The 13,401-nt window shown below is 59.3% G+C and carries 14 protein-coding genes and 1 pseudogene; 4 read left to right on the forward strand and 11 right to left on the reverse strand.

Features of this window, described 5'->3' with window-relative positions; genetic code table 11:
• Positions 1-435: 435 nt before the first annotated feature.
• Entirely contained in the window at positions 436-861 is a 426-nt protein-coding gene (locus tag OKC28_RS18355) for a DUF2726 domain-containing protein (protein ID WP_270690806.1), read from the forward strand.
• A gap of 271 nt (positions 862-1,132) precedes the next feature.
• Here OKC28_RS18355 and OKC28_RS18360 read toward each other — a convergent pair whose 3' ends face one another.
• The 6 genes and pseudogenes from OKC28_RS18360 to OKC28_RS18385 form a co-directional block, all read right to left on the reverse strand.
• The gene (locus OKC28_RS18360; protein ID WP_005313020.1) at positions 1,133-1,348 is read right to left on the reverse strand and encodes a YdcH family protein; all 216 of its coding nucleotides are present in this window, start codon (positions 1,346-1,348) and stop codon (positions 1,133-1,135) included.
• A gap of 285 nt (positions 1,349-1,633) precedes the next feature.
• Positions 1,634-2,224 (reverse strand): hypothetical protein, encoded by a 591-nt coding sequence (locus tag OKC28_RS18365; protein WP_005313022.1) that lies wholly within the window; start codon positions 2,222-2,224, stop codon positions 1,634-1,636.
• A gap of 11 nt (positions 2,225-2,235) precedes the next feature.
• The gene (locus tag OKC28_RS18370; RefSeq protein ID WP_021137933.1) at positions 2,236-3,582 is read right to left on the reverse strand and encodes an MATE family efflux transporter; all 1,347 of its coding nucleotides are present in this window, start codon (positions 3,580-3,582) and stop codon (positions 2,236-2,238) included.
• A 135-nt stretch (positions 3,583-3,717) separates the two neighbouring features.
• Positions 3,718-5,541, reverse strand: a complete 1,824-nt coding sequence (locus tag OKC28_RS18375; RefSeq protein WP_017411715.1) for a SulP family inorganic anion transporter — start codon at positions 5,539-5,541, stop codon at positions 3,718-3,720.
• A 70-nt stretch (positions 5,542-5,611) separates the two neighbouring features.
• Positions 5,612-6,204: pseudogene (locus OKC28_RS18380) on the reverse strand (nucleotidyltransferase family protein).
• Complete coding sequence (locus OKC28_RS18385) at positions 6,194-6,451, reverse strand: GNAT family N-acetyltransferase (RefSeq protein ID WP_005313036.1); 258 nt, start codon at positions 6,449-6,451, stop codon at positions 6,194-6,196. The pseudogene OKC28_RS18380 and the gene OKC28_RS18385 overlap by 11 nt, the downstream one beginning before the upstream one ends.
• A gap of 134 nt (positions 6,452-6,585) precedes the next feature.
• Between OKC28_RS18385 and cysM the strand changes: the two genes are divergently transcribed.
• Entirely contained in the window at positions 6,586-7,500 is a 915-nt protein-coding gene (gene cysM, locus OKC28_RS18390; RefSeq protein ID WP_270690771.1) for a cysteine synthase CysM, read from the forward strand.
• 168 nt (positions 7,501-7,668) lie between these two features.
• A complete protein-coding gene (locus tag OKC28_RS18395) occupies positions 7,669-7,950 on the forward strand; it encodes a hypothetical protein (RefSeq protein WP_256688040.1) in 282 nt (93 codons plus the stop codon).
• 34 nt (positions 7,951-7,984) lie between these two features.
• Here OKC28_RS18395 and OKC28_RS18400 read toward each other — a convergent pair whose 3' ends face one another.
• From OKC28_RS18400 to OKC28_RS18415, 4 genes are read right to left on the reverse strand one after another with little or no spacing between them, the layout of a single operon-like run.
• Positions 7,985-9,169, reverse strand: a complete 1,185-nt coding sequence (locus OKC28_RS18400; protein ID WP_234576360.1) for an iron-containing alcohol dehydrogenase — start codon at positions 9,167-9,169, stop codon at positions 7,985-7,987.
• Positions 9,170-9,186: 17 nt separating this feature from the next.
• A complete protein-coding gene (locus OKC28_RS18405; protein ID WP_087756047.1) occupies positions 9,187-9,705 on the reverse strand; it encodes an SCP2 sterol-binding domain-containing protein in 519 nt (172 codons plus the stop codon).
• On the reverse strand, positions 9,686-10,288 hold the full coding sequence (locus OKC28_RS18410; RefSeq protein WP_256688041.1) for a TetR/AcrR family transcriptional regulator: 603 nt from the start codon (positions 10,286-10,288) through the stop codon (positions 9,686-9,688). Before OKC28_RS18410 ends, OKC28_RS18405 begins: the two co-directional genes overlap by 20 nt.
• A gap of 20 nt (positions 10,289-10,308) precedes the next feature.
• Positions 10,309-11,742, reverse strand: a complete 1,434-nt coding sequence (locus OKC28_RS18415) for a coniferyl aldehyde dehydrogenase (RefSeq protein ID WP_256688042.1) — start codon at positions 11,740-11,742, stop codon at positions 10,309-10,311.
• 213 nt (positions 11,743-11,955) lie between these two features.
• Here OKC28_RS18415 and OKC28_RS18420 point away from each other — a divergent pair, with 213 nt between their 5' ends.
• Positions 11,956-12,249: a hypothetical protein gene (locus OKC28_RS18420; protein WP_005313055.1), complete on the forward strand. Its 294-nt coding sequence runs from the start codon at positions 11,956-11,958 to the stop codon at positions 12,247-12,249.
• A gap of 65 nt (positions 12,250-12,314) precedes the next feature.
• Here OKC28_RS18420 and OKC28_RS18425 read toward each other — a convergent pair whose 3' ends face one another.
• Positions 12,315-12,761 carry a C40 family peptidase gene (locus OKC28_RS18425; RefSeq protein WP_021137925.1) on the reverse strand — a complete coding sequence of 149 codons (447 nt, stop codon included), beginning with the start codon at positions 12,759-12,761 and terminating at the stop codon, positions 12,315-12,317.
• Between the last annotated feature and the right edge of the window lie 640 nt (positions 12,762-13,401).

The following is a 13,401-nucleotide window of genomic DNA, read 5'->3' on the forward strand; positions in this document are numbered from 1 at the left end:
CTCATGATGAACCCTGTTCCATGGCTCCAGATGACAAACATGATCTCATATCAGGGACTTGTTCGCACCTTCCCTAAAACAAAACATAATGCCTTAATGCGAAATCAAGCTGAATGGCAGAGCATTTGCAGATTTTTAGAAAGTGAGTTTATTAGTTATATTTCAAATGAGAAATATATATTGGTGGGTAAGTTGTGTTTTGAATATCTAAGGTTGGAACTGGCTAAATATATCTACATAAGTGAATCAGCGCGCAATACTATCGAGGATATAGGGTTTTCAGCTTTGGAAAAGAGTGAGCCATCATCATTGATAGCATTTTCCAAGTTGTGTATCCATTCAACAAATGCCAAAGAATTTATTGAAAAGACTAAAGAAAAGGAAGTGGCTACAAGTCAAAGGTTGCAATCAACTCCGACGGGAAAACCTAAAGCTATGCGGGTTGATTGGCTACAACCGTTGTTTAAAAGTAAATTGGAATCTGAGTTTTACCAAGCATTAAAAAATGTTTTCCCTACCTATTTCATTTATCCAAATGTTGCTTTAAGCAATATTTTTGAATTTGATAAAATACAAGAGCATCTTGGGGTAAACTCAAAGAATTACTTCTTCAAGGCAATCATTGACTTTGTTGTTTATGATCCGACAGATAATCATACTCCCAAATATTTTTTTGAAGTAGATAGTGCTTATCATGATACTGATAAAGCAAAACTAAATGATGAATTAAAGAATGGTATTTTCTCAATTGCTAATATTGAATTGTTCAGGATCCGTCCAAGCGATCAAATTGACGGTAATCGTTTCGGTTTTGAAACTGCTATACGAACTAAAGTTTCACACGCCAATATAAAAAACTAAGTATGGGATGATATCGCACCTATGGTGCAGACTAATGCTTTCTTTTCATTCCAAGGTAGGTAGCTGCGGGGCAAACAGCGTCAAGCAGGAGAAGGGGATGATGACAGAGCAATATATAGCTGGGACGATCGGCATTCTGGGAGCGGGGTGGCTTGGGCTGCCGTTGGCGGCCTGATAGGGTCTACTTAGCGCCGTCGTGAGCGGCCAATAAAAAGCCCGGCTTGAGCCGGGCTGGGGGATAAGTTGCTTATCCGGGTATTCGTCGAGGCGTCTAATGTGGATGTTGTTTGAGGATGTCGTATATCTCCTCTTTCAGTTTGAGTTTCTGTTTTTTCAGATCCTTCACCTCGGAGCTGTAATCGCTGGCATGATGCTTTTCCAACTTTCTAATCTCCGCATCCAGGTCGTTGTGCAAGTCAAACTTCTTCTGGAAATGGACATCACTGCTCTTCAGTTTCGAGATGAGATCTCTGTACTCTGGGAACATGTAATGAAGCCTCCTTGGTTTCGTTTGATTGTGCCTTCAAAACAAAAGTACCCCTTCCCCCCAGAGATAAATGTGATCCCGATCGAATTCGGAACCAATGATTTGCTACATGGGGAAGATGATTTTTAACTCGTTGAATTACAAGCTGATAAGTCATTTGTAAGTAAGGTTTTGAGCTTCAAACTGGAATCTCGATCACAGTTGTGACGGTTTGATGACGGCGGCGGGCTGGCGAGCGGGCAGCAAAAAGGGGCGCAAGGCCCCTTTTCGTAACGGGTATGGCGTTTACTCTTTTTTCTTTTTCTTCTCGGGCAGCGGCTTGCCATCGCGGGCGATGACCTTGCCCACTTCGAAGCCTATCTGCGCTGCCAGCTCTTCCAGATCCGGCGCCTTGGCTTCGTTGCCGATGGCGTACTGGTAGTTGGCTATGGTGATCTTCTCGGCCACCGGGGTGCCCGGCACTATGGGCTCACGCCAGCCCTGCCCCACATGAGCGACGAGCGTGCCGTTCATGATGAGCTCGCCGACGATTTCCTGGGTGGGGATGCCCTTGCCGTAGGTGAGACCCTGCGGGTGCTTCTTGCCGACCAGCGGCTCAGTGCTGGCTGGCATCAGCTTGGTGCGGATCAGCCATTTGGGATCCTTGGTCTTGCCGAGTGCTTTGCCGGTCTGGTATTCGTTGATCTTGATGGTCTTGATCATCTGGGCCATAAAATCTTTGGTCAGCGCCTTCTGGGCTTCGCTCGTCTCGTCGATGGCGATGGGCGCCACATACCAGATTTTGGAGGCCTGCGCCTTGGGGGCTGCGGGCGCGGTTTGCGCCATGGCCAGCGGGCTGAGCAGGATGGCAGCCAACAAGAGTCCGATTTTCTTCATTGTGATTCCGCTTATGTTTCAACAAGAATTTTGTTTTGCCAGCGACGACTGCGCCAGCGCCAGAACATGGCCAGACCGCGTACCCACTCATCGCAGGCGAGCGCCAACCAGATGCCGACCAGTCCATAACCCTGCATGATACCAAGGAAATAGGCGAGCGGAACGGCAATCCCCCACATGGAGACGAGCGCCATGTAGAGCGGGAAACGGGCATCCCCGGTGGCACGCAGGGCGTTGATCACCACCAGATTGAAGGTGCGGCCGGGTTCGAGGATGAGGCTGATGAGAAACAGCTGTGCCACCTGGGTGATGATGTCCGGATCGTCGGTGAACAGGCTGATGATGGCGCGGCCGTTCAGGGCGGCGGCGATGGCGATCAGGGTCGTGACGATGAGGCCTAACTTGAGGCTCTTCATCAGCTGGTTATAGGCCTGCTCGAAGCGGCGCGCCCCCGCCAGATGGCCGATGATGATCTCGTTGCCAAGGCCGATGGAGAGGCCGAACAGCAGAATGAACAGGCAGATCTGGAAGAAGTAGGACTGGGTCGCCAGCGCCTTGTCACCGAGCAGGCCGACGAAGGCGGTGACCACCATGAACTGCAGCATCCAGGAGAGGTTCTCCCCCGCCGCCGGCAGGCCTATGTGCAGCACCTTGTCTAGCATGACCTTGCTGGGACGGACAATCTCGGGCAGACGCAAGCGGATTCCTGTCTTGCGCGTCACCAGCCACACCAGCAGCACTACGCCAACGATGCGACCCGCTACAGTGCTGATGGCAACCCCGGCTACCCCAAGCTGTGGCAGGCCGAACCAGCCGTAGAGCAACAGCAGGTTGCCGACGAAGGTGATGAGGTTGACGGTCAGGGTCACGTACATGGCCTGACGGGTATGACCGTGGGCGCGCAGGGTGGCGGCCAGACAGAGGGCTGCCGCCTCCGGCAGCAGGCACAGGCCGATAATCTGCAGATAAAGAGTGGCATCGCCCATCAGGTGGGCAGGCAGGTTCATCAGGGAGAGCATGGTGCTGGCACCGGCGAGCACGCCGACCGCAGCCACCAGCCCCACCAGCAGGTTGAAGCCGATGGCGGTGTGGATGACGATGCGGGCTTTTTCCCGATCGCCAGCCCCCAGATACTGGGTGATCACCACGCTGGTGCCTATGCTGACGAAGCTGAACAAGGTGATGGCCAGATCAAACACCTGGTTGCCGACCGCCAGTGCGGCGACGCCCTGATAGGAGACGTGGCCCACCATGAAGGTGTTGAGGGCCCCGGTCAGAAAGTGCAGGGCGAGATCGATAAACAGCGGCCAGGTCAGGGAGAAAAGTGTGCCCGGGCCCGCGTGGGGTTGAGTTTGCATGGGATGTCCAAATACTGGGGATGGCCCTCGTCAGCGCCATCTGGACGGGCATTTAACACCAAGAGCCTGCGGGGTGCAATCTTGCCTTGGGAGGAGAGTGTGCCAGACCAGCCCTGGGCATGGTCTGGCAACCGATCAGGCCAGGGTGGCGCCCGCCTCCTGCTCGGAGGGCAGGGTGAGCCGCGCCGAGTCCGGCAGCGCATCATCCTGAGGCCAGTGGGAGAGGATGGCGTCCGTGGTGCTCTCCACCACGGCGTCATCCTTGAACACCGGCTCGCGGTAGCAGCGGGTCATGCGCAGCGCCTGATACATGTCGGGGCAGAGGATGACACCCTCGTCGCCCACCCGGATCCCCGCCTGCTTGAGCCACTGGCTCATCTGGCCGTGGCGACCCGCCATCACCATGTGAATGCCGCGCCGTTTCAGATCCCTGTGCAGCTCCCCCACCATGCTCATCACGCTGATGTCCTGATGGGTGAAACAGGCTACCGCATCCACCACCAGGCATTTGGGATTGTGGGGATCCTGCACCAGCAGCGCCAATACCCGCCGTTTGAAGTAGGGGGCGTTGAAGTAGGTGAGCGGCGAGTTGAAGCGATAGACCAGGATGCCGGGAATGGCCTTGGCCTGTTCGTTGTCCCCCAGGGTGCGTACCACCCCCTCGTCATCCATGCCGAGCAGTTGATCTGTGGGACGCATCACGTTGCGCAGGAACTGGAACAGACCCAGTAGCACTGCGAGGGTGATCCCAGGGATCACCCCCATGGCCAGCACGCTGATGAAGGTGATGAGCGCCAGCCAGAAGGCGGATCTGTCGGAGTGGCGCAGGGCCCAGAGGCTGCGAAAGTCGGTGAGCGACAGCGCCGCCATCACCAGCACAACACCGAGGGCGGCCGTGGGTATGTATTGCAGCGGCGCCGTCAGGTAGAAGGTGATGATGGCGATCACGGCGGCGGCTATGATGGAGACCAGCTGGCTCTTGCCGCCGTTGGCATCGTTGACCGCGGTGCGCGAATCCGCCCCGCTGATGGCAAAGCCCTGGGAGGCGGCTGCTGCCAGATTGGCCATGCCAAGGGCCCGAAACTCCTTGTCCGCATCTATCTCGTAGCCGTTTTTGGCGGCGAAGCTGCGGGCGGTGAGCATCATGGAGACGAAGCTCACCATGGCGAGGTTCAAGGCGGGCAGCACCAGTTCGCGCATCAGGCCGGGAGGAAACTGGGGGAGCTGAAACGCGGGCAGGCCCGAGCCCACCAGACCGAGGGTGGCGATTTCGTGATCCCCAAGGCTGAAACCCCATACCAGCGCCCCCGTCACCACCATGGCCACCATGGAGGAGGGCCAGGCAGGCTTGTAACGTTTGGCCAGCAGCAGGGTGAGCAAGGCCGTCAGGCTCATGGCCAGGGTTGGCAGATGGGTTTGAGTGATGTAGTAGGCCCCGCTGGCGATCCGCTCTATGAGGTAACGCTCATCGAAGGTAAATCCGAAGATCTTGGAGAGCTGGCCCACCATGATGGTGATGGCCACCCCGTTGAGCAGCCCCATCAGTATGGGGCGGGAGAGAAAGTCCGCCAGCACCCCCAGCTTGAAGCGGCTGGCGATGAGGCACCAGAAACCCGTCATGGCGGTCATTGTCATCACCAGTTGCCAGTGGCGGGTAGCATCACCGGCGGCGAGCGGGGTCACCACGGCGGCGATGACGGCGCAGGTGGCGGCATCCGGGCCGACGATGAGCTGGCGGGAGGTGCCAAACAGGGCATAGACCAGCATGGGCAGTATGCAGGAGTAGAGGCCGACCAGGGGCCCCACGCCGGCGAGCTCGGCATAGGCGATGGCCACGGGCAGCGCCACGGCCGCCACCGACAGTCCAGCGCGCACATCCGGCATCAGCCAGGCCCGCTGGTATTGCAGCAGGGCGGCGAGGCCCGGTAGCCAGCGTTCGAGAGAGAAGAAGTCGCGCATTATTTAACCCATTGAGTTACAAACAGCTTTTCCCTAGTGTGCCCAAGGTTGCCGAAACATTGCAATGCGGTTATGGCCAGTTCACCACAAGGTCAGGCCAGATGCTCAGCCAACGTTTTTCCTGGATGCGCTGCACAAACACCTGGCTCTCCTGACGACAGCGCGGATTGGCACTCACCTGCAGGGACCAGTTGTGGGCAAAACCGTAGGGGGCCAGCCACTCGAACTCCTCGTCCGGCAGCAGCCTGACCCCGATGCAGGTAGGTACCTCCACCCAGTGGCTGAGAGCTTCCAGACTGCTGGCAAAGGGGGAAACCCGCTGGCGCTGGTGCATGCGGGCCTGATTGCGCACTTCCCAGTGCTGGCCGGGCAGGCGGGCCGTCAGCCACTGCTCATGTTCAGACTCTGCCAACCCTTGCGGGTCAAGGGGGTCTAGGTAGATGAGATCGATATCGTTGAGCGGGGTAGGTACAGCTTTGCCGTGCAGGTGATCCCAGACGAGGTTGCGGATAAAACCGGCCCCCAGCGCCCAGTCGGGCAGGGCCAGCTCGGCGGCGGCCTGCAAACAGGCCATCCGCTGGCGATCGGCCCGCAGCAGGCGTCTGTCTGCGCTCTCAAGTCAGCGTCGTCTAGTGCCAACGGGGCCAGCACCTCAACCTGCATTGCGGCGCAGCCAGACGTCTATGTAGCTGCAGCTGGGCACTATGGTGAGCCCCTCGGCCTGGGTCCAGTCGTAGAAGGTGCGCGCCAGCTGATCGGCTATGCCCTGTATCCTGAGCTCTGGCGGGACGAAGGTGCTGTAGGCATCTATGGTCTTGGCATCGAGCCGGCGGTAACGCAGCCTGGACTCCTTGCCATCCACCACACAGATGAATTGTTGCTGGTTGGCCTGATGAATGATCTCGCTCATGCTTGCTCCTCGATACGGGGGATGGGGCTATCTGACCATGTTGGCAACCCTTTGCCAACTGTGCGGGCTCGCTTACACTGCGAACCCCATCGGGTGCATACCCGCTAGCCAAGGTATAGAACAGTTAACAGAGGATGGATCCCATTATGGCCTTCGCCACGCTGGAAGATCTGATTGGCAATACCCCCTTGCTGGCCCTGCGCCGCATCAATCCCTGGCCCGACGTCACCCTGCTGGTGAAGCTGGAGGGCAACAATCCCGCCGGTTCGGTCAAGGACAGGCCGGCGCTGAACCTCATCAAGAGCGCCGAAGCGAGCGGTCGCTTGCTGCCGGGAGCCCGGCTCATCGAGGCCACCTCCGGCAACACAGGCATCGCCCTTGCCATGGTGGCGGCGGCGCGAAGTTACCGGATGCGGCTCATCATGCCGCGTACCATGAGCCAGGAGCGGCGAGATGCCATGCAGGCCTATGGTGCCGAGCTGGTGCTGGTGGAGAACGGCATGGAAGAGGCGCGGGATCTGGCGTTGGCCATGGAGGCCCGCGGCGAGGGGCTGGTGCTCGATCAGTTCAACAACCCGGCCAACCCGGATGCCCACTATCAGTCGACCGGCCCCGAAATTTGGCGCCAGAGCGAGGGGGCGGTCACTCACTTCGTCTCCGCCATGGGCACCACTGGCACCATAATGGGGGTCTCCCGTTATCTGAAGGAGCAGAACCCGGCGGTGCAGGTGATAGGCCTGCAACCGGCAGAGGGGAGCCAGATCCCGGGCATTCGCCGCTGGCCTGCAGCCTATCTGCCCGCCATTTTCGAGCCACAACGAGTCGATCGGGTGCTGGATGTGACGCAAGAGGAGGCGCTGGTCATGATGCGCCGACTGGCGCGGGAGGAGGGGATCTGCTGCGGGGTCAGCTCAGGTGGTGCCGTGGCCGGAGCCCTGCGGGTGGCGGCAGAGATCAAGCAGGGGGTGGTGGTGGCCATCATCTGTGATCGGGGGGACCGCTATCTCTCCACCGGGGTCTTCACGCCGCCAGAGCAGGTGGCCACCTAGCGTGGCGCTCGGTGCTGCCTGACACCAAGATGTTATTAATCAGTACCTTGCTGATAATTTTCTTCATGTACAACTTGTAACAATCCATCCTGTTCGCAAGGTTGAATCCCTCTCTCTCCTGTTTGACACTCGGCGCCCTCTCGTCACCGATGCAAACAGGAGCGTCACATGATCTTGCCTTCCTCTCTGAGTATTTCTCTTATTGGCCTGAGTCTGGCCCTGACAGGCTGCGCCGTCGAACCCTACGCCTACCAGTGCGGCGAAAAGCACTGCTCCGTCATCGATCACAAGGGGGAGAAACATGAGTGGCCGCAGGATGAGATGAAACCCGTCTGGGAGCGCAACCAGGAGCGGGAAGAGGCCATCCGCCGCAACAAGGAGTCCATCTGGCGCGAAAAAACGCCTGAAGATAACGGCAACTACGGCGCTGGTGCCACCATCCGCTGGTAACTGAGGGCCCCGCGATGCGGGGCCCTCAGCCTGATTACTCCCATGCCCGTTCCAGCAGGTCGAGCAGTTGAGCCCGGTCGGCATCCTTGCGGTTATAGAGCAGGGCGCCGTCATTGATGGCGAGATCCCGGATCTCGGGCAGCAACCCCTTGTCGGTGACGCCTGCCTCACGCAAGGTGCGCGGCAGCTTCACCGCCTGCCACAGGCTATCACGCAGGGCGCACAGGGCCTGAATGCTGGCTTGTGCCCGTTCTGTGGCCGGGGTTGCCGCAAAGCGCTCGGCGCCGACCAGGGGCAGCAGCAGGCGGGCCAGCTCAGGGTCTATGCCCGGCCGGTTGTAGTCGAGCACGGTCGGCAGGAAGAGGTTCATGCACAGACCATGGGGCAGGTGACAGCGTGCCCCCAGGCTGTGGCCGAGGGCATGCACCAACCCCACCATGGAGTTGGAAAACGCCATGCCCGCCAGGGTGGATCCTTCCGCCAGTTGCAGCCGCAGCTGCTTGTCTTGCGGGCTTTGCAGCACCTTGGGCAAGGCGTTGGCGATTTTCTCTATCGCCATCAGGGCCAGGGCGTCACTGACCGGATTCTTGGCATTGCCGATGAAGGCCTCAATGGCGTGGGTCATGGCATCCATGGCGGTGGCGGCCGTGATGTTGAAGGGCAAGCCCTGGGTGAGGCGCGGATCCAGCACCGCCAGCTGGGGCAGCAGGAAGGGGGAGGTGAAGGGCACCTTGCGCCCGCTCGCCTCATCCTTGATCACCGCCACCAGCGTCACCTCGGATCCCGTACCTGCCGTGGTGGGCACCACCGCCAGTGGCTGCAGGGGCCGGGTCAGACAGCCTGCACCGGCGTAATCCAGCAGCCGATCCCCGCCCATGGAGGCGAGGATGTTGACCGCCTTGGCGGTGTCGATGACGGAGCCGCCGCCCAGCGCCACCAGGCTGTCGCATTCGAGCTCCCGATAGCGGGCCGCGATCCGCTCCACCACGGCGGTGGAGGAGTCGGCCGGGATCTCGTCCCAGATGTCGGCGACCGGCAGCTCCCCCTCGGCCAGCACATTGGCCAGCAGGGTGGCGAGCCCTGTGCCGCTGACCCCCTTGTCGGTGAGCAGCAGCGGACGGCGTGCCCCCAGACCCGCCAATTCGCCAGCCAGCTGTTCCAGCGCCTGCTCGCCCGCCATCAGTTTGACCGGACAGAAGAAATCGTAATAGCGACTCATGTTGTTCATCCTTTTATTCAGCCGGTCAGCAGACCCAGGTAGATGTGGCAGGCACGCGTCAGCTTGTTGCGCGGGCTCGGATAGTGGCGCAGCAGCGGCCGCGCTATGAAGGCGGGCAGGATCAGGGCCTGCAATTGCTCCAGTGCCCGCACCAGGTGCATGGCGACGGTGAGATCCCCTTCCACCAGCAGGCGGTTTTCACTGAACGCCTGATTGACACCGAGCCGAAAGCTGAGGGCGCGAAAGGCGATACCCGGATGTTTGAAGCGCACCCGCAGCGGGTGCAGATCGCTGCTGGCATGTGCCGGTACGCCGCACTGCCAGCGACCCGCTGCTTTATGGATGATCAGCGCCTGGGTGAGGCCCGCTACCTCCAGCCGTATGGTGAGGCCGTCGGGCAGGGGGGCGAGTTCACGCCGCACCGCCTCATCGACCCGGGCGGCGCGGCACAGGGTACGCCCTATGACCCAGAGCAGGGTGGCTATCCAGAGACGGCGGCCAAGGGCCACCAGGGATTCAAGCGTCCGGTTTTGCATGAGGATTCACTCCCGAGATGGCAGACCAGAAGAGGGCGAAGGCACTGGCTTGCCAGTGGGCGTCCTGCCCCAGTTCAGGTTGATCGACAAACAGGGAGGCGCACGCCAGAAACTGGCTCTGGCATACCTCCAGCATCAGGGCCGGCGGGGCTTGCATCAGCACCCCGCTGGCCTGGCCCTGGGTCAGCAGTTGCGGCAGAAAACGCAAGGTCTCGCTCAGGATCTGGCTGCGCAGGGAGCGCGCCAGGAGGGGAGAGTGGAAGAAGCCCAGCACGAACTTGAGCTCGTTGGGATGGGCCTGCATCCACTGCATGGCTTGCTGCCAGTAATGACGGGCCTGCTCGCACAGGGGCAGGGCGGCGTCCGCCTCCGTGATGGCGGCGCCGAGGCGCAGTTTGATGTCCTGATAGAGGCACTGGATCAGCACCCCCTTGCTGGGGAAGTGGTGAAACAGGGTGCCATTAGCCACCCCTGCTGCCTTGGCGATGCGGGCGGTGGCGGCGCCTTGCAGCCCATCCTCTGCACACAGGGCAAGGGCAGCATCCAGGATCTGGCGGCGTTTGTCGGTCATGGGTTTGTTCATGCTGGCCTCGTCACGGGCGGTTAGCGTAAAAACAGCGCCATCATCAGCCGCTGGTGCCAGCGCCGATAAGGGGGATGAACCAGGGAGCCGGTACTGAATTTGCCACGGCTGAGCACGGTTTTGGCCTTGGAGAAGGTGAGAAAGCCTTCATGGCCGTGGTAGTGGCCCATGCCGGAGGCACCTATGCCGCCAAAGGGCACATCATCGGCCGCCACCTGGAACAGGCTCTCGTTGATGGCCATGCCGCCGGAGTGGGTCTCCCGGGTCACTCTGGCTTGCAGGGCCGGATCCAGGCTCATCAAATAGAAGGCGAGGGGGCGGGGGCGGGCACCTATGTAGGCGAGCGCCTCGTCGATGCTGTCGTAGGGCACCAGCGGCAGCAGGGGGCCGAAGATCTCCTGTTGCATCACCTGACAGTGGTTGGGTACCTCGGTCAATAGATGGGGCACCAGCCGGTGGGCTATGTCGTCCCGGGCCGGGCTGCCGCAAGGGTGCACCTGGGCACCCGCCTGTTCGGCCTCGGCCAGCCAGCCGGTGATCCGTTCATATTGGCGCCCATTGATGATGGAGCCGTAATCCGGGCTGGCCAGTCCCCTGGGATAAATGCGGGCAAAGTGGTTGCGATAGGCCTCGATGAAGGCCTGCTCCTGGCCCCGTGGCAGCAACACATAGTCGGGGGCCACGCAGATCTGGCCGGCGTTGAGGCTCTTGCCGAAGATCATCCGTTCCACCGCGAGTGCGATGGGCATGTCGGGAGCGACAAGGCAGGGACTCTTGCCGCCAAGCTCCAGGGTGAGCGGGGTGAGCTGGGGGGCGGCCGCGGCCATCACCAGCTTGCCCACCGCGGTCGAGCCGGTAAACAGCAGGTGATCGAAGGGGAGGGCGCTGAACGCCGCGGCCACTTGCGCATCCCCCTCGACGACCGTCACCTCCTCTTCGTTAAACACGCCGTCCAGCAGCTCGCGCAGTACGGCATTGGTGTGAGGAGTGAATTCGGAGAGCTTGAGCATGGCCCGGTTGCCGGCGGCGATGGCGCTGATGAGAGGTCCCAGGCTCAGCATCACGGGGAAGTTCCAAGGCACTATGATGCCGACTACGCCAAGGGGTTGGTAGAACACCTCGACTCTGGCCGGTGCCAGCAGCAGACCGGTATGGCGGCGGTGAGGGCGCATCCAGCGTTTGATCCGCTTCTGGGTGTAGTTGATCTGCATGACACAGGGCAGGATATCGGCGATCAGGCTGTCGTAGTCGCTGCGCTGGCCATAATCCCGGGCCAGGGCGTCGCACAGTTGCTGCTTGTGGTCGAGCAGGGCGCGCTTGAGCTGATTCAGATGGGCTCTACGTTCACTCAGGCCAGGCATGGGATTGGCCTGGCAGGCCTGTTTGAGCCTGGCCAGCTTGTTTGGTAGCGACAACTTGTCTGTGGTGCTCTCTTGCAACTGAACCAGGTCCATGGCCTACCCCGCTTGTTAATTGACCGACTGATTGGTCGGTCTAAATCTAGCGGCTTGTTAACCGGCTGTAAAGTTATCTCATCTGGCTTGGTACAAGGTCGCGGATGACTCACCTGTTAACTGTGCGACCCACCACACTTTCAGGGTTTGAGGGTTGGTGGTTTATCCAATAAGGGGTAGTTTTTGGTTATCAACCTACAAGGAGTGAGCGATATGACCAGGGAACTGAACAGCTTGTTGGCCCGGCTTGATGATGTGGTCGAGCGGATGCCGGATTGCTTCAATACCTATGAGTTTGCCCAGAAGCTGGCACTGCAACATCAGCGCGAGTTCTTTGCCGCGGGCCACTCCCTGGCCGAGCAGGAGGGACGCCTGTTGCGGGTGCTGCACCAGAAGATTGCCGAGGCGCTGGCCAGCAGCGATGTGGTGATCGAGGGGGCACTCTTGCCATGCGTGACCCCCTGGGGTGAGAAAGCCACCTCGCCGCGCTGGCATCGCAAGCACTGAGTCTGCAAACAGACAATGAGAAAGGCCCGTCACGGGCCTTTCTCATTTCTCATGGTGAGCGGGGCTCACTGCGTCAGGCGGCGAGCCTGCCAGTAGCGACTGTTCCAGTAGACATTGTCGAGGCGCGAGCGGATCACGCCCTTGCTGGTGGAGGCGTGGATAAACTCACCGGCACCGGTATAGACACCGACATGGTATTGCTGCCAGCCGGTCTTGAAGAAGACCAGATCCCCGTGTTGCAGCCGGTAGCGATCGACCGGCGTGCCGAGACTGGCCTGGGATTCTGTGGTTCTGGGCAGGTTGAAGCCCAGTACCTGGCTGTAGGCAAGCTGGGTGAAGGCGGAGCAGTCGAGGCCCGCCCGGCTGGATCCGCCCATGCGATAGGGCACACCACGCCACTGCTGATAAAAGCTGTCGAAGGCACTGCTCTGACGAGGTGGCGGCGGTTCGGGCGTGCTGGAACAGGCGGCCAGCAACAGGGCCAGCAGGGGCAGCAGTAACTTGCAATCCATAGGGGCTCCCTCGACTCGACGACCCGCTCATCATAAACGGGGTTTGGGGCTCGAACATAGCCTTGGCCGTGATAAAACCCATTTTAACAAGGTATGTCGAGTATAAAGGGGTCGTATGGATATCATTTATACCATCAAGTACCACTAATTGAATAATGTCATCCGGCTTACTTGAATGAGCATTTCAATATTAGCGCGTTTATTCTAATGCGATTTAAATAAGTTTATTATTATCCTTGTTGACGTCACTGCGTGATCTGTGTCACGTTCTGATTTCAGGTTAATTCGTTATGATGCTCCTGCGTAATATATATAGTCATGCGGATTACCTGAATGAAGAAATGACAGTATCAAGCTGGATATATAGGGAATTATTTTGTAACAGGCTGTAAATAATATTAACCCCTGACTGGCATTGATTAATTATGGCGCCAGAGGAATAATTCCACCAGCAAAGAGGAGGGCAGCATCATGATCGCCAGCCCATAGCAGTCAGTGTTTCCTCGCACCCTGTCGCCCGTGCAATCGGGGTTACAGGCAAGGCAGACACGATAGACATATGAGTCAGGCCAGTATGTCATACCTGTGATGGCGAGATTCATGACCGATGTCACCCGCATCATAAATGGGGCGCACACCA

Source organism: Aeromonas sp. D3 (genome assembly GCF_027705025.1).
In the GTDB taxonomy this organism is placed as follows: domain Bacteria; phylum Pseudomonadota; class Gammaproteobacteria; order Enterobacterales; family Aeromonadaceae; genus Aeromonas; species Aeromonas salmonicida.